This window comes from Citrobacter sp. MGH100 (assembly GCF_001034465.1).
Classification (GTDB): domain Bacteria; phylum Pseudomonadota; class Gammaproteobacteria; order Enterobacterales; family Enterobacteriaceae; genus Citrobacter; species Citrobacter youngae.
In genome coordinates, this window is record NZ_KQ089803.1 from 171692 (window position 1) to 196879 (window position 25188).

Annotated in this window: 24 protein-coding genes; 2 read left to right on the top strand and 22 right to left on the bottom strand. The window is 44.5% G+C overall.

Annotated features, from left to right (window positions below; all coding sequences use genetic code 11):
* Positions 1 to 73: 73 nt before the first annotated feature.
* From SK32_RS21210 to SK32_RS26130, 17 genes are all read right to left on the bottom strand, one after another.
* Complete coding sequence (locus SK32_RS21210) at positions 74 to 3592, bottom strand: conjugal transfer protein TraG N-terminal domain-containing protein (RefSeq protein WP_048213838.1); 3519 nt, start codon at positions 3590 to 3592, stop codon at positions 74 to 76.
* Between the two features lie 14 nt (positions 3593 to 3606).
* Positions 3607 to 5049: a conjugal transfer protein TraH gene (locus SK32_RS21215; RefSeq protein WP_009653894.1), complete on the bottom strand. Its 1443-nt coding sequence runs from the start codon at positions 5047 to 5049 to the stop codon at positions 3607 to 3609.
* Entirely contained in the window at positions 5046 to 6146 is a 1101-nt protein-coding gene (gene traF / locus SK32_RS21220; protein WP_007372246.1) for a conjugal transfer protein TraF, read from the bottom strand. The genes SK32_RS21215 and traF overlap by 4 nt, the downstream gene beginning before the upstream one ends.
* Complete coding sequence (locus tag SK32_RS21225; RefSeq protein WP_024196083.1) at positions 6124 to 6462, bottom strand: hypothetical protein; 339 nt, start codon at positions 6460 to 6462, stop codon at positions 6124 to 6126. The genes traF and SK32_RS21225 overlap by 23 nt, the downstream gene beginning before the upstream one ends.
* Before the next feature lie 216 nt (positions 6463 to 6678).
* Positions 6679 to 7200: a hypothetical protein gene (locus SK32_RS21230; RefSeq protein WP_007372245.1), complete on the bottom strand. Its 522-nt coding sequence runs from the start codon at positions 7198 to 7200 to the stop codon at positions 6679 to 6681.
* A 21-nt stretch (positions 7201 to 7221) separates the two neighbouring features.
* Positions 7222 to 7611, bottom strand: a complete 390-nt coding sequence (locus tag SK32_RS21235) for a hypothetical protein (protein WP_016241575.1) — start codon at positions 7609 to 7611, stop codon at positions 7222 to 7224.
* Between the two features lie 24 nt (positions 7612 to 7635).
* Positions 7636 to 7896 carry a hypothetical protein gene (locus SK32_RS21240; RefSeq protein WP_016241576.1) on the bottom strand — a complete coding sequence of 87 codons (261 nt, stop codon included), beginning with the start codon at positions 7894 to 7896 and terminating at the stop codon, positions 7636 to 7638.
* A 282-nt stretch (positions 7897 to 8178) separates the two neighbouring features.
* Positions 8179 to 8406 (bottom strand): hypothetical protein, encoded by a 228-nt coding sequence (locus tag SK32_RS21250; RefSeq protein ID WP_016241577.1) that lies wholly within the window; start codon positions 8404 to 8406, stop codon positions 8179 to 8181.
* A 10-nt stretch (positions 8407 to 8416) separates the two neighbouring features.
* Positions 8417 to 8725: a hypothetical protein gene (locus SK32_RS21255; protein WP_016241578.1), complete on the bottom strand. Its 309-nt coding sequence runs from the start codon at positions 8723 to 8725 to the stop codon at positions 8417 to 8419.
* 55 nt (positions 8726 to 8780) lie between these two features.
* The gene (locus tag SK32_RS21260) at positions 8781 to 9281 is read right to left on the bottom strand and encodes a hypothetical protein (RefSeq protein ID WP_016241579.1); all 501 of its coding nucleotides are present in this window, start codon (positions 9279 to 9281) and stop codon (positions 8781 to 8783) included.
* A 63-nt stretch (positions 9282 to 9344) separates the two neighbouring features.
* Positions 9345 to 11258 carry a VWA domain-containing protein gene (locus tag SK32_RS21265; RefSeq protein WP_007372243.1) on the bottom strand — a complete coding sequence of 638 codons (1914 nt, stop codon included), beginning with the start codon at positions 11256 to 11258 and terminating at the stop codon, positions 9345 to 9347.
* Positions 11259 to 11322: 64 nt separating this feature from the next.
* The gene (locus SK32_RS21270; RefSeq protein WP_016241580.1) at positions 11323 to 12678 is read right to left on the bottom strand and encodes a DUF3150 domain-containing protein; all 1356 of its coding nucleotides are present in this window, start codon (positions 12676 to 12678) and stop codon (positions 11323 to 11325) included.
* 59 nt (positions 12679 to 12737) lie between these two features.
* Complete coding sequence (locus SK32_RS21275; RefSeq protein ID WP_048213839.1) at positions 12738 to 13817, bottom strand: AAA family ATPase; 1080 nt, start codon at positions 13815 to 13817, stop codon at positions 12738 to 12740.
* A gap of 59 nt (positions 13818 to 13876) precedes the next feature.
* Positions 13877 to 14254, bottom strand: a complete 378-nt coding sequence (locus tag SK32_RS21280) for a hypothetical protein (RefSeq protein WP_007372240.1) — start codon at positions 14252 to 14254, stop codon at positions 13877 to 13879.
* 370 nt (positions 14255 to 14624) lie between these two features.
* Positions 14625 to 15734 carry a lambda-exonuclease family protein gene (locus tag SK32_RS21285; RefSeq protein WP_007372239.1) on the bottom strand — a complete coding sequence of 370 codons (1110 nt, stop codon included), beginning with the start codon at positions 15732 to 15734 and terminating at the stop codon, positions 14625 to 14627.
* A 57-nt stretch (positions 15735 to 15791) separates the two neighbouring features.
* The gene (locus SK32_RS21290) at positions 15792 to 17348 is read right to left on the bottom strand and encodes a recombinase RecT (RefSeq protein WP_048213840.1); all 1557 of its coding nucleotides are present in this window, start codon (positions 17346 to 17348) and stop codon (positions 15792 to 15794) included.
* 75 nt (positions 17349 to 17423) lie between these two features.
* Entirely contained in the window at positions 17424 to 18188 is a 765-nt protein-coding gene (locus SK32_RS26130) for a single stranded DNA-binding domain-containing protein (protein WP_016241581.1), read from the bottom strand.
* A gap of 502 nt (positions 18189 to 18690) precedes the next feature.
* Between SK32_RS26130 and SK32_RS21300 the strand changes: the two genes are divergently transcribed.
* Positions 18691 to 19899: an IS256 family transposase gene (locus tag SK32_RS21300; RefSeq protein ID WP_048213841.1), complete on the top strand. Its 1209-nt coding sequence runs from the start codon at positions 18691 to 18693 to the stop codon at positions 19897 to 19899.
* On the opposite strand, the gene SK32_RS21305 is transcribed toward SK32_RS21300, so the two are convergent.
* Both SK32_RS21305 and SK32_RS21310 read right to left on the bottom strand, forming a co-directional pair.
* Positions 19890 to 20378, bottom strand: a complete 489-nt coding sequence (locus SK32_RS21305) for a hypothetical protein (protein ID WP_048213842.1) — start codon at positions 20376 to 20378, stop codon at positions 19890 to 19892. The two genes, SK32_RS21300 and SK32_RS21305, sit on opposite strands and share 10 nt — an antisense overlap.
* Positions 20379 to 20440: 62 nt before the next feature.
* Positions 20441 to 21052 carry a hypothetical protein gene (locus tag SK32_RS21310; RefSeq protein WP_009653893.1) on the bottom strand — a complete coding sequence of 204 codons (612 nt, stop codon included), beginning with the start codon at positions 21050 to 21052 and terminating at the stop codon, positions 20441 to 20443.
* A gap of 437 nt (positions 21053 to 21489) precedes the next feature.
* On the opposite strand from SK32_RS21310, the gene SK32_RS21315 reads away from it, so the two are divergent.
* Positions 21490 to 22236 (top strand): AcaB family transcriptional regulator, encoded by a 747-nt coding sequence (locus SK32_RS21315; RefSeq protein WP_009653890.1) that lies wholly within the window; start codon positions 21490 to 21492, stop codon positions 22234 to 22236.
* A gap of 48 nt (positions 22237 to 22284) precedes the next feature.
* Here the strand turns inward: SK32_RS21315 and SK32_RS21320 are convergent, their stop codons facing one another.
* Genes SK32_RS21320 through lepB form a run of 3 tightly spaced genes read right to left on the bottom strand, consistent with a single transcriptional unit; the run spans position 22285 to position 25180 of the window.
* A complete protein-coding gene (locus tag SK32_RS21320; RefSeq protein ID WP_007372234.1) occupies positions 22285 to 23352 on the bottom strand; it encodes a TraU family protein in 1068 nt (355 codons plus the stop codon).
* A complete protein-coding gene (locus SK32_RS21325; RefSeq protein WP_016241583.1) occupies positions 23349 to 24662 on the bottom strand; it encodes a TrbC family F-type conjugative pilus assembly protein in 1314 nt (437 codons plus the stop codon). The genes SK32_RS21320 and SK32_RS21325 overlap by 4 nt, the downstream gene beginning before the upstream one ends.
* Complete coding sequence (lepB, locus tag SK32_RS21330; protein ID WP_007372232.1) at positions 24656 to 25180, bottom strand: signal peptidase I; 525 nt, start codon at positions 25178 to 25180, stop codon at positions 24656 to 24658. The genes SK32_RS21325 and lepB overlap by 7 nt, the downstream gene beginning before the upstream one ends.
* Positions 25181 to 25188 lie beyond the last annotated feature (8 nt).

Consider the following 25188-nt stretch of genomic DNA (forward strand, 5'->3'; position numbering starts at 1 on the left):
ACTGAGCCTTCCTGTCGTATACATGTTCGTGACCACATAAGAGCCCTGCAAGATTGCAGGGCTTTATTGCGAATCACTTACTCGATGAAATTATCATGTCGTCATTTCCACCACTATGACCTCCATTGTTCTCTTTATTACGTGGATGCACAGGTACATACTCCTGATGCGACTGGGTTGCACGTGCAGGTGGCGGATCACTGAACATTGTACCTCCGTTATTTGAATCACTATGACCACCAGCGCCTTGGGTATTAATGTTTGTTGTCTCAGACCCACCATAGTTTGAGTTCTGGTTTAAACCATTATGACCTTCAGCACCTTGGGCATTAACGGTCATTGTCTCAGCCTCGCCGTATCCCTGGTTGTGGGTTCCCATCGCGTAAGGGACGCCATCACCCACAGCAGAACCTCCATTTGATGCCTGATGCATCCCTCCAAGGTTGTTGGCCATGCCACCGGTGTTGTATTCGTGGGTTTGGCGATCGGTATTCAGTGCAGTAGTAGCCTGTTGAATAATGGAGCCATCATTGGCTGAACGGTCTAAACCGGCATTATCAATACGGGCTGCAATACCACGGGCAAGAGCAGTATTTCCGCCCATAACCGTTCCATTGTCATTTTGACCACCCGTCGCGAGTTGAATACGTGCCATCATGTCACTGCGGGCCTGGGAAAGTTGTTGCTCAGACGCTCCAGCTTTAGTCATGGCGTAGTAGTTCACAATAGAATCTCGCGCCGCTTCGCGGTTTGCATCTCCACCAAGCGGAATTTCCCCAGCGATGGTTCTGGCCTGATCATGTACCTGTTCATATACCGGGCTTTCTTTGAACGCATTACTGACATGAGAAACGAGTTTATTAAAATCGCCAGTAATACCGCCAAGATTATAGTGGTTGTTTTCGAAATCATTTGCGGCGGTGTTACCCGCTTTCGTCATGACTTCACCCTCATTTCCCTTGTGAATTTGCTCAACTGCACCGCTATTCTGTCCCCCGACAGTATTAACCTGGCCTTGCCCATAACCATCAGACGATGACGCATGTGCTTCACCAAGCGCTCCGTAAGATCGGCCTGTTACTGCATTAACGGAGTTGCCAACGTCCGCTGCACCAGCAACTGCGCGGCCACCAGCGCTTTCAGCTCCACCACTCACGCCACGGTATTGCTCAGATGCAGTTGTCGTCAGTACTGGGCTGGAATCAGCGTTAATGAACCCGGCTTTGGCAGCTACTGCACCGGCAACACCAAGTTCACTGGCTGCTTTGAATTGAGCAAAGGTATGCGCGTCTTCGTGAGTCATACCTAAAGAGGTCAGGCTCGCTGCATCACCGGCGATTTTGCTGGACAGTTCCGGGTGCGCCGCGAGGGTTTGAGTCAATGTTGCTTGTGCATCATGATTACGACCAATGGCTGTAGCAAGTTGCGCAGCATTCATTGTCTGGCCCATTGAGGTACTTGAAACGAAGGAGTTTGCTTCCTGGAAGTTCTTTTGTGCGGACTGCATTCTTTGATTTGCCTCAGCAAAAGAACGAGTCGATTGAGAACTCTCACCTTCTTGCGATAAGGACTGGTACATCGCACTTGCTGCGGTATTGACGATGCGTGACTGGGTCGCACTGTCTATTTTGTGCGACGAGGCGCTGTCTGTAGAACCGTACTTAGCACTGTTGTCATTACTCAGGCCACTGCTTTCTGCCTCTGAACGTGACATTCCACCTTTAACACCAACACCAGCACTTGAACTTCCCGCACCGCCACCGACACTCACATCACCTTTGGCGATAGAGACAAGCGCCTGCATATCAGAAATACCTTGTTCTTTAGCCACAGAACTGACAAGGGCACGATCTGAGCTGCTCAGGCTGGCAAATGCTGCATTGGAAGCGTCACTATAAACTTGCGAATGTCCACCAGAATTCATGTTACTGGCCACCTGGCTAATCATTGCTCCAGATTGGGCAGTCAAGGAACTGGATGCTGAATCTAGTTCTTGCTTAGCGCTGGACAGGTTGTGAGTAGCGACCTTTTTCATGTCAATGGCAGGGAGAGTGCCAGAAGACCCACCCATGATAGTTCCTTGTGTTGGGTTAAATTCAACATCGGAACCACGACTGTTTATCGCAGGAGCGTTGGTGACATCAGGTGCGAGAGTTTTAGTATCGGCAGCTGAAGGTGCTGCTGCTGAGCTTGCAAGAGAGTTAAAGGCAACAGAACTGCCCCAGACAATGAATCCACCCAGGGCCGGGATCATCGCGTATAAATTACCAGCAAGACCTATACTTTTTTGAGTCTCAAACAGGAGCTGATAAAGCTGAGCAAAGCTAAGTCCGCCAGAACCCGAACTGACAAGAATTTGGCTTGACGTATCACGGATACTGTTTAACACATACATGTTGACGACCGCTGCGAGGGGAAGCCAAGTCCATGTCCAGATGATAACGAGGAAGTACTTCATCACCAGTCGCAAACCCATAATACCCAGACCGAAAAGGAAGGCCATAAATGGTGCGAGTGCGTATATTATTCCCTGGAAAATCGGCATAAATGAACCCATCCAGCTCAAGAATGATGAACCAGAAGAAGACCATTGGAATGCCTGTTGAGTCATGGTTTGGGCGCGAGTTACAGCAGCAGTACCACGAAATGAGCTTTCGAGTCCGTACATTGGCAGTTCCCTGAAATGAGGGTACATGACCAACATCAATTGGAAATCACGAATATCAGTGCCACTTATGTTGAAGAAATTCAGTACTTCCTGGGCTTTTCCTGAACCTGAGCATGGCGCACCACCGCAAGTGCGCCCGGATGCGGTATAAGAGCTGGCAAAAGCTGAGTCCAGGCTAGAAGCGTTCTGGGTAGCGAGTCCTTTAAGTTTCGTGTACGCGTCAGAACAGGTATAAAGTGAGCCCCCATTTGAAGATTCTTCAGTACTGGTAGACCAGCCGCTACGTACATTGTCGTAAATAACAACCCGCTGGAAGGAATCGTTCGAGGCTAGCCCTGATACACCTTGATTAGAGCGATACATTGAAGCAAAGGTTTTAGACCCACGAATAATATCGTTGCCTACGCAGTTCTTCACATAGTTTGAAACGCTTGCGTCCAGATCACCGTAAGCACCAGTTTGACCCGTCCAGCGCATTGGCGTTTTCAATGTGTCGTATAAAGTGGCCAGAGTGAAAAGGGGATCCAGAGACCCATACTCAGTCATGCTTGGGACAGAAAATGCCTGCTCCATCTTCTCGGTAGTTGCATACCCAACAGTAGACAGTACAGATGCGGCAACGGCTAATCCCGCTGGTACATTATCAACAGCACGAAACTTACCCGTTGTAACATCTTCAATGTTGGTGCGCATCGATACACTGAAAAACAGGTAATACATCACGACGGCCACACACATATGAGAAAGGGATAATGATTTCCCGGCTGATATAGCAGCAGCAAGCACGACACAAATTACACCAATGAGTGCTGAAATCCTAAACAAGGATCCGTAAGTGCCATCATTCAATAACATGGCAACGGAATTGAATATATTATAAATAAATTCAATGTTGCCAACAGTATATACGTTCCATTCACTCATATTAAGTTACCTTGTTAGAGCGAGCCATCAAGAGAACCTTCAGATTCATAATGAACCTGCGGAAGCGTTGTCATATAGTTGCTGAATGATTCAGGTATACGGGCCTCGCCACCATAACGGGATATCATGGCGTTATAGGAGACATACAGATTTTGCCTTGCCTTTTCGATTAGCTCTCCAGCATCCTTATAATAAACTGACGCCGATTTATCATTTTCCTGCTGGAGCCGTGCGCCGGTCGCAGCAGCCGTAAGCATTTCGCTGAGGTAGTTATAAGCAGCTGAATAGGCTATGACAGGAGATAGTTCACGTATATAGGAATAAGATGCGGCTAAATCATGACGTGCAATTTGAGTCGCTTTACTGGTAGCACCAGCTACGTTGTAGTAGTTTGCTTGCCGTAATTTAGCATCCCCAGGGTTTGAACCAGTTCTGGCCGAGCTCAAATATCCGTTATCGATAAAGAAGAGTGTGATATTGGCAGCGAGACCTTTAATTATTTTGGTCTGTTTTTTGGGATTCTCACAAGTACTAGTCTGACCTGAACAAGACCAGAAATCGAAACTATCATCACCATTTATAAAAGAATCCAGGACATTTGAAGTTGCGAGTGGAGCAATCCTAACCACACTCTTTTTAGCTGACCCATCTTTATCTGTACCCAACTGGCTACCGACGATGATGGTGCCGGTCATAGACATAATAAGTTCTTTTTGCTCATCTTCGGAGCCGATGAATTGATTACTAAAGCTACCATTCTGGAGCAAACACCACACAATGTTACCGTAATCGTCACATGCCTTTCTTTTCCCTGCCTCTTGTTTTTGTACGTCGGGTGCTTTACCACCACCCATATTGCCCCACATGGCTTTAAATTGGTCTGAGAGGCCATCAGAGGACAGCTGAGAAGATACAGCAGCCTTTGCACTGTCACCAAATGCAGAGGCAGTGTCGACTAACAACCCCTTCGCTAACTGACACGAATTTGCGGTCAGATCGTTCATCTGCTGGATGATTGCCTGCATTTTCGAAATAGCATTATCCAGAACGGCATCCATAGCGTTCAGGGCCAACTGGAAAGCTAGACCGGCAGCATTAGAAGCAATATTACGTAGCATCTGGACGAACTGATCAGCGTTGATGAACGAGAATGACCCGCCGAAAAGGTCTATCCCTCCACATCCTCCCGACGCAGAAGGGAGACTAATACTAATAGGTGTCAATGTACGGAGCTTATTACGTAGAACAAATCCGCCACCGGTATATCCATCACGTGTAACGCTCTGATAATCACCGGGAGCTGTAACATTCGACATAGAGCCGAACATACTGTCTAGCTGAGTACTAATGCTGGTGGCCTCGCATTGAAAAGCTGTCAACCCGGAGAGGCAGATAGAAATTGCAAGAATGTTTCTACGGAATACATTCTTTATATTATAGTTGCGCGAAATCTTCATTTTTCCCCCGGGTTATTAGCATTTGGGTTAGGTGTCGAACCGTAGCCAGCTTTAGCTTGTATATATTTGATAAACTCATCAGGTTGTTGAGTTAGGTCTTTAGGCATGTCATTCAGAATGTTTGAGTCGATATAGCCGGTATCGTTATATGGCAAGGTGCTCTTATATTGCTGGTCAGAAATGATCCCTGCATCGTGGGCAATAAGGACTGTTCTTGAAATTAACTGGTCTGCACTGATAGGCCCAAATGAGACAATGCGTGTTGTAGATGGCGGGATTGCCAGAGCTATCGCAGGTGCGTTTGATATTTGGAGCTTTGATGCCTGGCCAGAATCAGGCCTCCAGTCCGGGTAAATATTCCCTGGAAGAGGTTTACCATCAAGTGAAATTGGGATGACCTTCATGTCTGTCATGAAACTAAACGTATTCATAACAGAAGCTTGCTTTACGCATATGGAGCAGTTTTCCCCACGGAAGAAGAAAAACAATCCTGCTTTTGTCGCTACGTCTTTTATGACCGTTCTCGAATTGTTTTCAGCTTCATTCGATTGATCCATTGCCCCAAATGTTGAGGTTGAGCGGCGGCTATTCTCATCTATGAGGGGGTCGGTAGAAGTAACCAACCTAGCCATATCAGTAAAGCGGCTGGCTTTATCCAGCATAATGCGTTGGGCCAGAAAATATGCCCTAACGTTTTCTTGGGTAGGATTGTCGATGGCCTGGTTGCGTAGTTTCTGAATGTTTTCATTAAACCAGGCTACGGTGAACGGAGCCGGGCCGGGCTTTTCAGTTGCGGCAGGTTCTGGAGTCGACTCCATAGGTGTTTGAGCAACCTGTTTAGGCGTTTCTTGAGGCGGTAAAGTCGGCGGAGGAGGTAACTTCACTGGCTTTTTCTTCACTGGCTCAGGTGGCGATTTACGCCAGAACCAACCTTCCTCTTTTCCATTCAGAAATGCCTGACCACCAGCGAGGTCGTCACTGGTGGTCTGAGGGGATTGAGACGTTGGGGTGTTACCCTCATCCGCAAGAACTGAGGTAGAAAAAGCAAATCCCACTAGCAGGGGAATAATGATTTTAGTTAAAAATTGATATTTCATCGGAATTACCCTCGGAAATTATTCTTGCGATAGACTCCGTCCAGAAAAAGCTATTTTTTCCACTAAAGACCCTTGCACTTTCAAGTTGGCGAGTTAATGCATAATGCCTATATCTGACCTGTCCTATACGTTTGGCTACACTATCCGACTTAACACCAATTTCGGAGCAAGCCTCATCGAGAGTCATGCGTGTTCCATATTTACGCAACAGCTCATCAGTAACTATGTTCTTAGGGTCGTCGTTAACTAATACCGCAGGGATTTTGTGTGCTGGCATAAGCATTGCCCTGTTATGAGAACATTTAAGTGTCTTCATAAAACTCCCTTATCAGAAATACGGACGGCATTACGATTAGTTTGCCATATGGGTTAAAATAACAAGTTCAAAAATGGCAACGTTTTGACTGTAAAAATCAAAAGTAATTTTCATGTGCATCCGTTTTGTTTACATGATTTGAAATCAGCAAATACAAAAAAACCCAGTCCGAAGACTGGGTTTTTCTGTGTTAGCTAATTAAAAGAATTAGATGCTTTAAAGACCAAAGTTATCTTTAAAATGGCCTTGGTTCTTCCAGGATGAATTCTCCATCACACAGCATTCAAATACTGTATTCAGGCCGTCATCTGGAAATTTAAGGGCATCGTTGCCTATACGAATGATGTTACCGATGAGTTCACGGGCTAACTGAGAATTACGCAAGAAACGCGTAAAGAACTCATTGCTGATATGTTTGCCCAGGTTATAAGCAAATTCAAGCAACGTTGCATCGTTAGCAGTCAGCACCGCACCAGATTCAGATGCGTAATAAAAAACATTCTCTTGGCAACCGAGGTTTTTCATTGCGCGGAGAAACAACATTTCTCCTTCCATATCCATAAGGCGAAAAATTATATCAATATCAGATTCATCGTTTACGACAGCACCGACAGCATCATAAAGTACGGCAGCGGGAGCTTGTTCAAACTCATCACGTTCGTAATTCATCAACATACGGTTTTGTGCGTTATTAAAGCTATCAATATGATCTGATTTAGCAGTAGTTGAAGTATACATGAGTGACTCCTTAGAAATTTTCTACCAGACAGTTTGTTCTTTCATGAAGTCAGCCTCATTCGCTATAAAGCGTTTTGCTTCATTCATCGCCGCATCGAAATGTTTATTACCCAACTTACGTCCTAGATCAGTTATCTGTTCAACAAGAAGAGCACATTCAGGGTGAGTAAATCGTCCACCACCTTGGCAGTAAGTTAAACGAGTAACCAGCATTAATGCCTTCGACTCATTTTGTGTTACATGAAAGATGGTTTTCTGAGTTCCTATCCCTCGTTCGTTCAGAATATTAATGGTATCCATATCGGCGAGTAGTAACCTTAAGTCCTGCAAATCTCTATCGATTGAATGAGGTCGCAATGACATATCGCCAGACACAAAACCATAGATATCCTCGGTTTCAGAATGAAACATATATACCTCGATAAATTAAATGAATTAGAAGATACCCGGCTTACACCGCAATAGAGCATTAAATATCTGCTCACGAGCCTCAGAAGGATTTACTTGTTTTGCAATTCCTTCAATCCACTCATCAACCGGCAATCGGGTAAAATGATGGTCTGTATTGCGAATCCTGATTGCAATGACAGCCCAGTGAGCGAGAGCATACTGAATATAATGCTTATCGCCTTGTGCAACTTCACCGCGTATTCTGGCGGTGCGGTTGTTATACTCTATCAACGCGCAGCCACTCATACAGACTCCAGTTATTAATCTATATAGTTAAAAGACAATTCCATCATCAATCGCCGTCAGGCTTTCGATCTTTGAAATGTCGATGAAGTTAAATCGTCGTACATTGTTTGCAGTAATAATCCGACCGTCATTAAGCTGAATGATCTCACTTTCTTTATCAGAACGTGATGGCCATGAAGCGATAACAGAGTCTTCAGTAATTACATAATGCCGACTATTTGATATAAACAAAATGCATGGGATATCCATTAAATGAGACTCCAGACATTCAGTCTTTAAAGATTAAAATTCTGTAGTACCAATCCATACATCATTAATATATGCATCGGCCCCAAACTCAACACCACAAGGCTGTACTTTATCCAGGGTTTCGAACGTCCATCCTTCTTCAGGAGGCCATTGGAAAAGCAATGGCGCTCCATCCAAATATTTTATGGCGAGAACCCCATGACGAAGAGGTGCGAGGATATCTGTTTCACCGGGTCTCACTTTAACCCAATAATGAATCATGATGTCACCTTTATTGATTTACCCGAGGAATGAATTGGGTTTGGGTGGTTATATCAGACATGAGTTCATAAATCTTGTATGGCCACCAATTTGAATCCATATCACGGAAGAAATGAACCTCAGTGATATCGGGACACATCGGATGCCATAGGTTAAAAACCATAAGTTCAGATGCCTCAACCTCAATGAACTGATTGATTGAGGTTTTCCTGAACTCATTCGTGGAAATAAACCCTATTAGATCCTCCAATTGATTAAGCAATAAACCCGCTTGTAGCAGTTCAGAGGAACTATCGAAGTCATGTTTTAAAATATTCATGTTAGTCTCCAGCGTGGCACGAAAAAAACGCTGACCGAAGTCAGCGTTTGTATTATTACAGAGGTTTATTCTTAAGCGGCTTCGCAGCCTCTTTAGGATAAGTGTGATAAAACGCTTTTCTGTATTTTTCGTATCCAATACGTTGGGATGCAACATGTTCCATATTAGTGGGAGCAGTAAAGTGATGACACGCAATCAGTCTTGCTTGTTTTGCCAATTCACTTGACCACTCGTGCAGGATTTCCATCCGGGTTTCGAATGGATCAAGACCCGCTATTTTGCAGCAACTCGTAAATGAACATAAGTCTTCCTGATTTTCTTCCGAACAAATCCAGAGGATTTCATCCACACGCTGCTCACCAGTACTACGGTATGCAGTCATGATATATATACTATCCCGAATTATTTCGTAAGCCATCTTTGATGAAAAACGAAGTTCATAATTATGTTCTGAATCGGCTGATATCAGATCATATTCACTTTCAGTGGCATCGAAAATACTCATGAATGAGAGTTGATTTTCGTGAACCACTTTAGATTTTGCGGTTGCAGACATAATGATCACCTTTAAAATAAATTAAATTAATTTAGAAAGCTAAAACGGAAATTAAAATACAGATTAAGACATGAGAGCTTTACGGGTTACTTCAAAGAGTTTGCTACGTAAGGCAGAAACAGAACCGACAGAAACACCGGTATCACCAAAAAGACTTTTCATCATGCGGTCACTGGCATCACCGAAACCGATGCCAATAACGATGATGTCATCATCTTTAGCGCTTTGTATCATCGCTCGCGCAGAAGCCATATCATCAGGCTGGCCATCAGTTGCTATAACCAATACATGGCGATCCGCTTTAGCTGACGTCAGGTCTGCAAGTGCAGGCCATAACGATTCGCAAAGAGGAGTACAGCCTTGCGTACCAATACCAAACTGATGAGTTCCTATAGCTGTCCGTAAAGTTTGCTCCCGTCCTTTTAACAGACCTACGCTATTATGTGCGGCGTGTGGGAAATGGTATGCCGAGGTAGTTACCCCCTGAATACCATCGAGCGCATACAACATTGATACAACAGCGGCTTCAGCCTCTTTAACCGACCGGCTCATTGACCCGCTAGAGTCCAGCAGGATAGTAAAAGCAGAACTGACATCTACTGCCTTGGACTTATGTTTAAAAAGACGCGTATTGCCCAGCATGGCACTGGTAACCAGTCGAGAATCAAGCTTACGACCAGTTTCACGATGTGTTCTTCTCACCGCTCTTACACCCTGTAACAACCCATGAAGTGATTGGCGTAACCCGGTAGCCATCTGCACCCCTAAACTTACGGATGCATTACCGGTATCGTGCCGCTTCGCAGGTGCTACTGAATATGGAGTAGGTGAAACGATACGTTGATGCGGGGGTACTTTGTCTTTGATTAACTGATTGAGCTTATCTGAAGTGTTCTGTCCAGTACGGCCAAGGTCATTCGATGTGGTTCCTTCGAAAGGGTCTTTACCGCCCTGGGACATGTTAACGACAGAAGCTTCACCCGAAGCATTTGAGCCCGGTTGGGAAGCTCCGGCTTTGTTGTCACCAGAGTCGGAAGCAGGAGTATTACGATTAGCTGACGTTGACGATGAGTTATCGTTTTCATCATCGCTATCGTTTTGCCCATGTTCTTTATCTGGTGCGCCACCGGTATTACCATCAGGATCTGAAGAAGGCCCATTCTGACCGGCTGACGATGACGGCGAGCCGCCATTACCGCCTGAACTTACAGTCTGGCCATCCCCATTTTTGTCAGAACTGTCGGATGACTGGCCCGGCTCTGACGAACTGTCATCGCCTTTGCTGTCACCATAATCAGCGCCCTGATTATCATCCTGCGGAGGTTCTTCTTGCTCATTAGTTTCGTTAAATGCATCTACTGCGAGGTCATATAACCGACATGCAACTTCAAACACCTTTTTAATCGAGGTTGCTTGTACTGCTTCAGCCATAACCGTCATAGCTTTGTCGTACAGCTCCAGCCCGAAGATGCGTTCAAAGTCTTCACGCACTTGCTTTGTTGGGATAGTTAAACCGTTGAAGCGGTTCAAACCACAAGTAAGCAGGGTATCCAGAAATACCGATGAAGCTTTATCACAGGATTCCGCTTCTTCACTGAACAAAAAATGATTCAGTGAATTGAGATACTTCAATGTACCTGGATAGCGACAACTCATCGCACGTTCAATGCGCAAATCTTCGCAAAGATTGACCAGGTGTCTAAGTACCTCAACGTTGTATTTATCCGACTCCATATGCTCTTGAATGAATATCTTAAGATCACCAAAATCAGTGAAACGGATATGTGCTGCTTCATGTACGGCATACCCTAATAACGGATTTGCCAACATTTCAGCGTCCTTGAAGAATGGAAGGTTAATAAGAAAACCAGCACCAGTCTCCGTAGCATATGCTTCATTGCCGCCAACAGAAACATTAAGACCAATCTGAGAGCTTAATGCACGTGCGACAATAGGAAGGGAATTATAAATACCCATATATACCTCACAATAAATTTAAATAGATTAATTAGAAAAAAGGCCCGGAGTGGGCCTTTTATTTTTAAAACACCATTATTGTTTCGTCATCATCGAGTGAAGACGAAATTACAATTTCAGGCTCTTTTCCATCAATGACTTTTTCAGAATCCAAACCCGAAATAAGAGCTGAGTCTGGCAGAGAGCGGGGTACAATCGAATCACCGCCCAAAAATGAATCATCATCGACTATAACCGCACTAAACGCCGGTATTACAGCGTCATTAACAATTCCATGCTCCTGGGTATCGGACAAGTCGTTAACGTCAGTATCAGCCGACGTATTAACCGGTTCGATTGCCAAAGACGTATCAGCTGAACCATTGATTTCTACCAGAACAGATGGGGCTTCAGCGAGTGAATCAACGCTTTGCAATCCGATCGGATCTTCTACTACCACAGCAGATGCAAACGCATCTGTATGCGGAGGAGGAAGCGTTTCTACCTGAACCTGAGTTGCCGAAATGGCCGCTAAAGTCATGGCATCATCATCTCCAATAAGGTTCATTGAAAGTGATGGGTCAATCGCATCGTTACCATCTGTAGTACTGGCTGATGACAGCAGTTCTACAAACTGTTTTGCATGAATTGGGTCGCGTAGGTTATTGAGGAGAGAGAGAATGTCGTTATAAGGTTTGCCCGTCACTTTGCCGGTTAGCGGAATGTCTTTCATTACCTGATTAACATAGTCGCTAAGAGACTGGACGCTTGGTGCGATGAAAGCTAGGGAAGCGAGTTTATCGCCGCAGCGGCGTAAAGGATTTAGTGTGTGCTGAGAAAACGCATCGGGGTTCCTGTTTTTAAGGAAACCTTCAACAACATCAGCCACATCCTCATAAACTTCATCCGCTAAACTTTTAACTTGCCCAGTTAAACCATCCTGAATGACACTGTTACCATAAGGTGTGATATGAATCGCAGTAAAGCCAAATTGTATCTGGCTATCCATATAAGACAAATCGATCGCAGCATCACGCAAAAGTATAGAGCGATACTTTTCTTCAAAAGAATTAATCCAGCTATTAAAATCAGCTTTCATAAATTCCTTTTTGTAATCGTAAAACTCGCCCTTAAGTACATTCAGTTTACCAATTAAATCATTAACCTTGTCGGCTGGAATTGCATAGCCTCCCATAAATTTAATACCCGCTTCAAGACATAAAGCGTGAGCTGAATTCTTCTTGCGGGTAAATGGATTGATGAGTTGTGGGTCAATGATTTTCTTGCTACCTAATGAAACAAGTACATCAGGTGGCAAATCAGCACTGTTACCAAGATCTTCTCTTTTCAGCTTACGACGACCACTAATACTGGTGATATCAGAAAGAGAAACGAGAATAAGTTGTTCCAGAACCTGAGTGGCATTGGATTTGATAGTCATGACATACCTCATTAATTTAAAATTGATTTAAAAAGAATTAAAAAACCCCAAGCGGGGTTTTATTTAAGTACTTCAGAACCGAATACAGCTTCAACGATGAGATGCAAAGATTTTTTATCATCTGCTGATGCACGATTACCAATCTGATAATCGAAAGCTGTTAATAATGCACGTGGCATCTTTGCAGCTTTCATCATTGAGTAGCGGTCAAGCCAGGCCACCAGCGAACGAGTTGAACACGTTACTGATAAACGAGTGTCGGGAAGAACACCGTCCGGGAGTTTTGCACTGTTAGTATTGACACTAGTGTCAATTTCACCGGTGATATTCTTGCCTACAAAAAGACCGCGAATCATATTCGCAACGTCAACAAATTTCTCCGCGACTTTGGTGTCGGGGATATATTTGGTAATCAATTTAGTCTCGGTTTCTTTTGGCATATAGTCAGCAGTGATAAACATATAGCGGTCAAGGTTGGCCACATTTAATGTTTTCACACCGCCATAAACGCCAGTAAAATCGCCCTGACCAATTGAGTTAGCCGTTGCAACAAATCTGAAGTTCGGGTGCTGTTTAATTACCTCGTTGGTTTCAGGAATAACTAAATTCCCTCCTTCGAGGATGGCGTTAAAGGCATTGGCACAGGATGGGTCTAATTGATCGTACTCATCGAGTAGGAAAATCAGTCCATACTTGTACGCCAGCGTCAGTGGGCCATGAACAAAAACAGTCTTGGTATCACCGGTCAGTTCATTACACTGAAGCCGGAGACCGCCAATGAGATTGTTAATATCCAGGTCTTGTGAAGCTGTAGTTTTCATGACAGGCCAGTTAAGTCTTGCTGCTACTTGTTCGACAACACTGGTTTTGCCACAACCTGTTGGGCCAGAGATCCACAGAGACTGATTTTGTGGATAGTTAATCCACATCAGTACAGATGAACGCAAATACGCTTCAAAAACATAGTCGTCATTCTGTTTAGGCACGAATGCACTAAATGGATTGGCTGAGTCAAATCCCTGGAACGGTTTAACTTTATCCATCTGATGATCTGGAACAACAATACCAAATACAGAAGGGTGGACAGGTGTAGAGCGCGCCATGATTTCAACAGACAGGTTTGCGAAATTAGTAGTCATGATATACCTCATTAAATTAGATAGATTTAAAAATTAAAAATTAATTAAGAAGAATGATGTTATGCAGCAATATCAGCACGTACTAAATCGACATGCTTATAATTGCGGCTAACACTGCCACTGTTATCAACACTGGTAACCTTTGGTGCATACGTTACATAAGAAACGATGCCTCTGGCTCTCAATGCAGAGACCAGAACAGGCATAAAATAGGTTTTGGCATAAACAAGTACACCATCAGCCTTATATTTATTACAGAGTGATGTAGCGATTTCAGCAAATTCTTTAGCTTTATCGGTCATAACATCTTCTGAAGGACAGGTATTAAAGGTCAACAGTTCACGTAATGCGTGTGATACTTGCTGATCGACATCAATAACGCCCATTTCCCGTTGTTCTGGGGATGCAAGATATGCAGTCATATTTACAAGAAACATGATCAGACTCCTCATTTAAAAAGATTAGTGAATTAGATGAATTAGGCCTTGCATGAAGGCTGAAGTTAGGTACTAGTTTCAGTTTGGGAGTGACTGAGGCACTTGTTGTTGTCTACGTGACAACAAAACACCTTTTTCGACGGACAAAAAAGCCTGCCGCTTATGAGAGCCGCAGGCTATCGAATTTGTTTAGGCGAAAGAAATCCTTGTGAATACCAGGAGGTATTCAGGAGTGGCTTGAGCGCCGAATTTAGAAGGTGTTTAAAGGCAGTTGCCTGAAGTTAAGCGGACTAAGCCGCTATTTAAAGATAATAAAGGATGTGTAATTGGTCAAGCAAAAAAAAGCCCAGTTTTAAACTGGGCTCAATAATTAAAAAACAACGTATTGTTGGGCTGAGTCTGTCTCTTCTGCACCAGGAGATACCAGTACGGAAGTGTCATCCAAAGGAATGTAGACAGTATCAGTCAGAGTTGATTTATATTCATAGGTACTTAACGAATTTCGTACCGATGACTGACCGTAACATTCTGGATGATGTTTGGGGTCAATAGATAATTTATCGCAGATTCGTTTGTAGCTCGGTTTTTCCGGTACGCGAGACTGAAGAAAACGAAAGCCAAAGCCATCGATTCTAACCAGCTCGTTATAGGAAAAGCCAATAGAAGCACCTAGACCCTGGATCAATAAATTGACCGCGTTCTGGTATTCTTCGAACTGCTTTTTCTTTAAAGCCAACTCTTTCTCCATCTGCTGCAATGTTCCAACTTGTCTGGCTATGTCTACCACACGAGCTTCGAGGTCGTCTGGAAGCTTAAAGCCTTGTGTCTGAGACATGATTTCAGGGTCAGAGATAAGCAAAATATCTTTTTCCTTATCAAACGGTAGAGCTGTTTTTGTCTGAACCTTATTCCAGAAGTATTCGCAGGCAACCTGGACTCGATAAAACGCTTTCTTCGAAGGCATAATTTTAAAGACCTTGGTCTGGTCAGTGGCCGACCAAAACACAAGATACGCCTGGGGTGCGCCTGTTGTCAGCAGCTGGTGCTGAACTTGCCAGTAGTAATAACGGAATTCTGGCGATTTGGTTTCAAGCTGAAGAATAGAAAGATGTTTGCTCTCGCAAAGATTCTTTATCTCAAGGATTGAACCATCGTCGAACTGCCCATCCAGCGAAGCAATCATGTAAGGATACTTTTTGTTCCTTACACAGAAAGGCAGGGCGATTTGTCCAATCTCTTTTTCGCAGTAACTTCTGGCAAGTGCTTCAAGCTTTTTACCAGCATCAACCTGTTTAATGACAGAAAGGTCTTCTGCCTTAATCAGGCCAGCGTATTGCAAATAGAGTTCGTAGGGCGTTTTAGTTGCACCAGCCTCCTCTAACAGAATAGGGGAGCATGTTGCTGTCACACCAGTTTTACGCCATTCGAGCCATTCCTTTGAGCCCTGCACAACATCAACGACTTCATAAATGTCAGACATAATGATCACCTTAAGATAAATTTAGAAAGTTAAACCGGCAGTTTCCTGCCGGATAAGTTAAGCGGCCAGAAGATCTTCAATAAGACCTTCTACCATTTCTTTTAGAGGGGGAAATGTCACATTGTTGAGAGCGGCATTGAGCCTCACAAAATCAGATGTATTAACAGCCTCAAGATATAACTTGTGTATTTCCATTGATTCGGCTTGGACTTCACCGACCCATTTGGCCGCGTCGGTTTTAAACTCACCCTTACCCATTTTTTCGATGAAGTTAAGTACTTGAGTAAAATCGAAGCTACCTACTGCGTTAGTTAAATGATTTTTGAGAAGTGACCGACGGGATTTTTCTAAAGATAAGCGAGCGAATGCCAGCTCACTTTCATTCAGATCGAAACTGCTTTTTGCATCGTTTAAAATAGTTTCGTATCCAAGCGTCTTTTCTGCCCGGCTTACTAACTTTTTAATTCTGCGTTCAGCCCATTTTCTGACCCCGGGATGCTCAGACATTTCTTCATTGGACTGCCCATTGGTTTCTCCGGGTGGAGGGAGAATATCATCAGCCGAACCATTTACGTCAGCTGGAGGTGTATTTCCATCAGCCGTATCGTAAACATCGGTTGGTGTATTGCTCTTGATGTCCTGCTGCTCGGTTGAATCAGGTTCTTCAGGGAGCTTATTAAACTCACCTTCAATAACTTTATCATCAGACTTTGCAGTTCGGATTGTAGTATCCGTATTACCAGCCGTCCTGGCTTCTTGTCTAACCTCCATTTCAGCTTCAGCAGCTGCGACGGGTATTGTTGCTGTACGGAAACCTTCACCACCAGCAGTGTTCAGATATTCAATCATTGAACTCAGGCGAGTACGGTTACCAGGAATTAAGTGTATGGTCTGCTTAATAGCTGACTTGAGCACCATCTTCCAAGGGAACTGAGTCCACGGTGAATACTGCCGTTTCTCCACTTTTGCCCAAGATTCGGATTTCGCCCGAGATTGAGCTAAATCCTGAAGGTCAATGAAAAATACCAGATGACGTCCATCCTTCATTAAATAGTCGACATAAGCCCCCCTGAACATGCCTCGATCTCCTAAAGCACCCTGATCGGTGTTTGTGAGAACGAGTCCCCCTTTATAAGCAAAGGGGTCAAATTCGTGGTCTGGGCTGGAACGACGACCATTGGTTTTAAATGAGTCCTTTTCAAAAACTAATTCAGCCACAATGTCTTCGCATAAACCTTCATCGGTGGCCATCCTGCTGAGCCCAATATAGGACACGTCAAGAATGACACGACCATCGCGTGGAACCAGGTAAGCCTGCTTCTGCGCCGGGTCAAGAGTAAGGCCGCTACTTGCAAGCTGAAGGAATGCTGTTTCGAAGGACTTTGGATTATTAACTGCTATGTCAGCCAAGTAGTTATTATTGTTGACAATATGTTTTGCAAAAACGCATTCACGTTCGAATGAGATGTGAGGTGAACTGGAACCTGCGGATGCAAACATCTTTTCGAGCGACAACATATGTCGAGCAATGCTGTCTATCTTAACGACAATATCGGTGTTCCCTTTATTGTTGTTTGAGAATGAACCAGAACTACGTGATTTATTTGAGTACATATATACCTCATTAAATTAAATAAATTATAAGATTAAAAAAGAAGAAGGTTGCTGAGGAATCAGCAACCAGTCATATCAACCGCGAACTGATGAATATGCGTTAGTTAAAGTTACTTGCCCGGAGGAGCTTAATTTTTCATTAAGTTTCATACGAGCTACAATAACGGCTGCTGTCGAATTATCGGCTGGCAGATTTGTCCAGGCTTGCATGTTGACAGGGTGCTTAGAGGTTGCGGCTTGCGGACGTGATGTCTGCACGGCTCTATTCTTAGCATCCAGCTTCGGCGAAGCTTCTGGTATCTTCTCTACTGAATTTTTATTGTTGTCTGGTGATACAGACTCTTTTCCAGGGTGCAGCTGCTTTTGCTCGGCATATACTGTTCTCCATTTTTCAGAAGCAGTTCTTACCTCTTCATCAGACATTTTCTGCCACTTCATATCGTCCTTAAGTTTTTGCGCTACTTGAGGGGATAGCGAAGTGACGGTTGATGTAGATGGTGGCTTTACAGTTTCATTTGCACGGGTATCTATTGATTGACCAGTCTGAATGATTCGAGCCATGAAAACATGAAACTCAGTCCTCATTTGGTCAATACCATGTTTTGTATAACGGAATGATCGAGCTAATGCTTCGATATACAGTTCGGTATTCATTTGAATATTATCGCGTAGAAAATCCGCGACTTTACCAAATGCTTTTATCGAATAGAACTCGGTCTGAGACTTGCCGCTAATGGACATGTCACAGCGCAAACGGAAATAAATATATGAATCTGCATTGTTAGATGCAGGCACATATTTAGGTTCTATCGCAACAATACCCTTTGCTCTGGATTGCATAGTTTATACCTCATAAATTTTTAAATTAAAAAAGTTAAAATGATTTAGTGCTATAGGCACAAAAATTAGAAAGATTTGTGAAGCATCCAGTTAGAGTGCTGGACTCACTGTATCCTCAACAAGAGGAAAAACACCTTTTTCGACGGCGCAGAAAACACGATGCATGATGCACCGTGTGTCGAATTCTATGGGCGTAGGGAAGCCGTGCGAATGAACTTATTCATTCAGGGATGGCGCGTTGCCGAAATAAAGAGTGTTAAAAGAAGTTAAGCGGGATGCCCGCGATATAAGATTATGATACGACGTTTGGTTGGTCAATCCAGAAAAGAAAAAAACCCAGCTTTCGCTGGGTTTTTATAGGGAGGTTTAGCATAACAAGCGTTCCAGACGCTTCCATGTTTGGATTGCCATGTCGGTTGAAGCATCTGATGAGCCTGTACATAAATTTGTGTAATTGCCTGATTTTGATATGTTCAATTCAACATCAAAGGCAGGTTACTTTATGGACGAAAAACAGTTGCAGGCTCTGGCTAATGAACTGGCCAAAAATCTCAAAACTCCCGACGATCTTAGCCAGTTCGATCGTCTGCTGAAGAAAATCAGCGTTGAGGCGGCTCTCAATGCTGAGATGTCTCACCATCTGGGGTACGATAAAAATCAGCCTAAACCGGGCTCCAATACCCGCAACGGCTACTCAACAAAGACCGTAGCGACTGCGGATGGTCCACTTGAACTGCGTACTCCCCGGGATCGCGAAGCCACCTTTGAGCCTCAGTTGCTGAAGAAAAACCAGACCCGCATCACCGGGATGGATAATCAGATTTTATCCCTGTACGCCAAAGGGATGACCACCCGCGAGATAGCGACTGCATTCAAAGAGATGTACGACGCGGATGTCTCGCCAGCGCTGGTCTCAAAAGTCACTGACGCCGTCATGGAGCAGGTTGTTGAGTGGCAAAACCGGCCACTGGATGCAATCTATCCTATTGTTTACCTTGACTGTATTGTCCTTAAGGTCCGGCAGGACAGTCGCGTCATCAATAAATCCGTGTTCCTGGCGTTGGGCATCAACATCGAAGGCCAGAAGGAACTGCTGGGTATGTGGCTGGCCGAAAATGAAGGCGCGAAGTTCTGGCTGAATGTGCTGACAGAACTGAAGAATCGCGGCCTGAACGACATCCTCATCGCCTGTGTCGACGGACTGAAAGGCTTCCCGGACGCCATAAACGCGGTATATCCGGAGGCCCGCATCCAGCTGTGCATCGTACATATGGTGCGCAACAGCCTGCGGTTCGTCTCCTGGAAAGATTACAAGGCCGTTACCCGCGATTTGAAGGCGATTTACCAGGCGCCGACGGAAGAAGCAGGTCTGCAGGCGCTGGAAGCGTTCGCCAGCGCCTGGGACAGCCGCTATCCGCAGATAAGCCGGAGCTGGACGGCAAACTGGGTGAACCTTGCGACGTTCTTCGCCTACCCGGCAGATATCCGCAAAGTCATCTACACGACCAACGCCATTGAGTCACTGAACAGCGTGATCAGGCATGCGATCAAAAAGCGCAAGGTGTTCCCGACGGATGAGTCAGTGAAAAAGGTCGTGTGGCTGGCAATCCAGGCCGCCTCACAAAAATGGACGATGCCGCTGAGGGACTGGCGCATGGCAATGAGCCGTTTTATCATCGAGTTCGGTGACCGCCTGAGCGGTCACTTCTGAGAAAAGGCATTTACACAGAATGGTGTACAGGCTCCATCTGATATCTCTTTATAGAGATCAGTATTTCGCCGTTCATAGTAACCTGGAAAGGTGAGCCTATGCAGGCAATCATCTAACTTTGAAAGATCTCCAAAGTCGTGAGCGCCTACATTGATTTTTGCTCTGATTGCCAGTATATCTCCCTCTATTTTCATGAGCTCAATGAGCTCATGCATTTCGAAGAAAATATTAGACTGATAACGACCAGCATGTTCTTCGCATTCGATGCTATCGCATACGTCACATACTTCAGCGTTACAGGAATGATAACCGCAGTGATTACACGTATAAGAGAATCTCTGGTTTATTGCCCCTGCAACACAGTCTTCATAAATCCGATGTCGGCAGTCTTTCCCACAATTTTCACACTCTGCAATCATTGTGTAATCATCCAGTTCCATACCACCCGGCTCAATGCTACTACCATAGACAATTGTCATAATATACCTCATATATTTAAAAGATTAAAAAGTTAAGGCTTATAGCCTGAATTAAGAATATTTTAGCTTTCGGCGAGTACTTGCATAACCCAAATGCCGCGACGTTTTTCGTTAAGGAGAGTACGATACCCTGTAACCTTACCGCTTTCGTCAAACACTTGTGCTTTGTCGGTTCTTACTTCAGACTCTTTCCAGACTGAAACAATATCACCAACTTGTGCTCCACAAGTCTCAACAGCATTTTTGAGCCCAACAGCCCAAATTTCATGGTCTTTCCCACCACTACGTATTGTGACTAAATACGATTTATCGTTATTAGGATCGTGTTTCCAGTTTTCGAGACCGTGGTAAACAAGCTTTCCTTCAAAACGATGGTTTGCATATTTGGCTTTGTCATTATTTGACCCAGCCCGAGAAACACCTTCAACCATGTTTCCATTAGTTGCTTCATTAGATTTTTTCCCAGACTTGGTAAAGAATGAATTATAAATAACGAGTAAAGCAACAACTACACATACAGTCGCGGTAACAAAACCGAGACCAGTGAACAGTAAACCGCGTTCCGTTATAAAAATTGCCAGCCAGATTGGGCCAAGGAATCTGATATATTCGGCACGGTAATACACAGCACCAAAAAATACGATACCTGCCATTAATGAGATTGGGTCAGACATAGATCACCTATAAATTTAGAATGCGAAAATTTAGCTACCTAAAAGGTAAACTAAACGGATGTACACAAAACTGCACATCTGTTGATTCGCTGGAGTTAAAAGGATTAACAATTTTTTTTGTTTGGGATTGAGAACCAAAATACCCGTTTGGGTAAGCAAAGAGACATGTCAGGTTTAACCTAAACACATCAGAGATGCTCGGGCCTGTAGAAGGCGTAGTTAACCCGGGAGGAGGTCATCCGGTGGGCGCTGGTTGAGCGCGAAATTAACTAGGAAGTTGTGCTGATGTCCGTCAGCTCGGTTCTTATTCATTTAAGCATATTGGTTTAATTTTTCAAGTCGGTTTTTCATGGTCATATTGCAGCCATTTTTCAATGACAACTATCCTGAGTTTTGGCCTAATCAATTGGCATACAAATTAACTCCGAGGTTCTGTTATGGCTAAAGCACCGGTACAAACCGTAAAACAAGCTAAAAAGAGTGGGGCTCAGGATAACCGAACCCCTAACTCTCGTGTCGAATATTCCAATCCTGAAGCTGTCGTGAAATTTACTCTTCACACCCAGGAAGGTATTCGGGTACAGTCCCGTAATTTTAACATTATCTCCCAGGCTCTCTTCAATCTGACCAATAACAGCCGAGCCCTTGAACGGCTTGGCACTAAATACAGTGGTGCGATTGAACGTACACTGAAGGCGGTTAACGAAGTAATCGACATGCCTGAGAAAGAACTGGAAAATAACATTGCTATTCTGAACCGTGCGGTAAAAGAAGAAGAAGAACGCAGCAGCCTCAATGAAGTCGGGTATACCCATCCAAAAGAACATGAGGTTCGCATCAGAACGCCGCAAGCGCTGCGGGTTATCCGCATTATTCAGAACTTTGATAAATTGCACCAGATCATCGATACCCTCTGGTTAAATAACTGTTTTAATCAGGATGAGGTCGAGGAGTTTAAGTCTCGTCTTCATAATCTCATTCGTGATCTGGCAGCATCACTCAAACGTCACGCGCAGGCATCTGCTGATGAGCTTAATCAGGCCAATGGCCGGGCCGCTGAAAAAGAATTGGCTGGAAGCACTGAGACAGAACCTACCCAGGTAGACCAGGAAACAAAGGTGTTGCAGGATGCCAGTAATGAAGCGAATGATGATCAGAATGAGGCCATTAAACGGCAGGCTTAATTCAACGAAAAACAGAAATTAAAAACCCTGCATTGCAGGGTTTTTTTATTACATTGTGCGGCAACAATCTACCCACTGGAAAATCATGTAGGTGCTGTCCTGGCCTTTACCGGTTGGATAACGGAAAGGCCCACCTTGCCATTGGTATGGGGACTCACCGACCTCATGACTGTTTTTTGTCTCCGGGGTAGGGTAGAACATATTCAATTTGTACTGTTGCTTTGGCAACGTTGGGTAAATCTTGGAGCGACAAACAGTATCGTTTCCCATCGAACGGTAGGCCAGTCCACGACGATGTTCTGCGGCCAGCATACGGATCCCGACCAGGCTGGTTGTTCTGGGGGCATCCATACTCCGTACCGATCCAGTTAAAGGATACTGCCCACCCCAGGAACCGGCACACCACCAAAGTGAGTCTATTGGCTGTTTACCTGCAAATTGTGCCGCTGCTTCACCGGCGCAAGCCTGCATTGCTATCACGTTAGCCACAGCTGCTGATTCCGGGTTCTGGAAGAATGCCAGCATCGTATTATTCCAGGTCGGGTCAATCTCCGTGAAATTAATGATATCAAAATCGCTGTATGGGTCGGCATTACATTGACCGGGTAGATACATATCCAACATTCTTAATAACGGCATAGCATACATATGTGCGTTGTAGAAACTTATTGAGAAACGCTCCCGCTGTTCCTCGGCTGCTCCATCGGTCTGCGGGCCAAACTGCAAATCATTACCAAGGTCGAGTGTTACCCCTCCTAGGGATGACATGCACCCGGGTGTTCTCGTTAACTCGATGAGCTTTCTCGGTTCCCACATCGCGGTCAATACACCCGGGTGATAGACGTTCAATCCATCCTTACAGGCACATACTGTCCCTGATGCTGCATTGTCAGGTGCAGTACCTGTCATCGACAGATTAATACCGGCAAGCTTTATCGGGAAAATACAGTTCCAGCAAACATCCGTAATGAGTTTCGCTGATAAGACTTGGTTATCATGACAGACCTTGTTCTGTACGGGTGATGAAACGTCAGCCGCAAAAACCGGCATAGTAAAAGCCAGACATGCGAGCACCAGGGTCTTGGGTGATTTCAGAACTGAGAGAATTTTTTTCATTTCAGCTCCTCAAAATCTTTGCGTGAATATTCATCATTAATGAATCGCTTACTGTCGGCTGTCACAACGCTGGGCACGTTTATCAAACCATAATGTTCGGCCATGCCTGGCTGAATCATGTATAGCCTTGCGAAGTCACCGTATTCTTTCTTGGTGTCACGGAAGGTCTGCCAGCCATCACCATACACGTTTGTCGTGACCAGTATTGGCGTGAGGGAGGCTGGTGTATGTTCAAACTGATACCTGGCGAACTGGCGTTGCCATTCTTCACGTGCATCGAAAAAGATTAGCTTGATGGTAAATGGCATCACAGTTAGCGGGTTAAATCGCCCCCGTTTTGCAACGATATCGCCGTTAGGTGAAGTAATGTTTTGAGGGATAATGACCGTCGGATCGATGGTTCTGGTAGCTCGCTTTGTCGCTTCCGGGAATTCCTGGAAAACCTGGCGGGGCCAGTAGTTATCAATGGCCTTTTTCTTCATGCCATCAAAATCGAGTTTAGCGACACTCTCCTGTAGTTCATCAATAAGGTTCTTCTCTACGACCCCAACAGCGGGCCCGGCCACACCAAGGTCGCCGGTCTTGTCTTTCAGGTACGCGATGTCATAGATGCCTGTCACCCTGGCCACCAGCTCACCATCTTTTTCATGGATAATGGTCGGTACAGAACTAACGTTGTAGTTTTTGAATACAGTTGGATCGAGGTTTACGGCCAGAGAAGACTTGGAGTCGAAGGAAAGTTTCTGCCAGTGGGTAAGTTCATCAAGCAGGTTCTTTTTATCTTTTGCCCCCTGGACAACCAGAGCGATATCCGTGCGTCCATCGTATAACTTGAGAATGTCGGTGATTTCAGCATCGCTGAGAGACGCGGAGACGAGAATATAAATAAAATCACCGGCTGGCTTATTTTGTTTCTCGTTAGTCATATCAGACTTTGCTAACGCTCCTCTTACCGCATCATCGACTAGTTCATCTGTATTTTTATACTCGGGCATTTCACCCATCATTTTTCGATTATCTTTAACCGTGTCAGTAGCGCGGTCGGCAGTGGCATTTTGATTATCACGAGCCGCTTTTATGAGACTGTCAATATCTTTCATTTCAGTTGCAGATAATTGACGCTTAGCTTTTTGAATGTCAGTGACTGAGTAGTTATTAGCCGGTCTTGTCGGAATATTATCTAAGTTGGATACCGGTCTTGACGGCAGATCACTTAAATAGATACCAGTGTTTTCGGCCCAGACTGGAGTGAAAACAACAGCGGTTACAAATGCCAATATCGAAAGTCGAAAAGGTGTTTTTTTTACCATAATGGATACGCTCGGCCTATAATTTGTGACTCGTCTAATGATCCCCAGTACCTGGAATCAAAACTGTATCTGGTGCGCCCCATCATCCACAGGCGACCATTCGGTACGACACCACTACGCGTTAGCTCCTGTTCGGTATGGCCAGATTCTGCTGCTAATGCCAGTCCCTCACCGACCATAGAGCCGTTAATTGCAGTCTCTTCGGGATCAACGGAGACTGTGTCTCCCGCAATGCCATCAACAATTTTCAGCCCTTTGCCATATGGTTGCATTAGCTCAGAATGAAAGGCGTAAATTTTCCCTTTGACGATTGATTTGTCCATTTTATCGACGAGATATATTCGGTACGGAGGAAGACATTGGTTATTTTGTGGATCGATACCAATCTCATACCGGTTAAGCACGTATAGCGTCAGCGGTGCGGTTAAGAAAATAACAACGATGCTGAAAACAATATGTTGCCTCCAGCTTCGCTTTTTACGAAATATTAAGCTCCATACTGATTTGGGTGTATTCATTCGCCCAC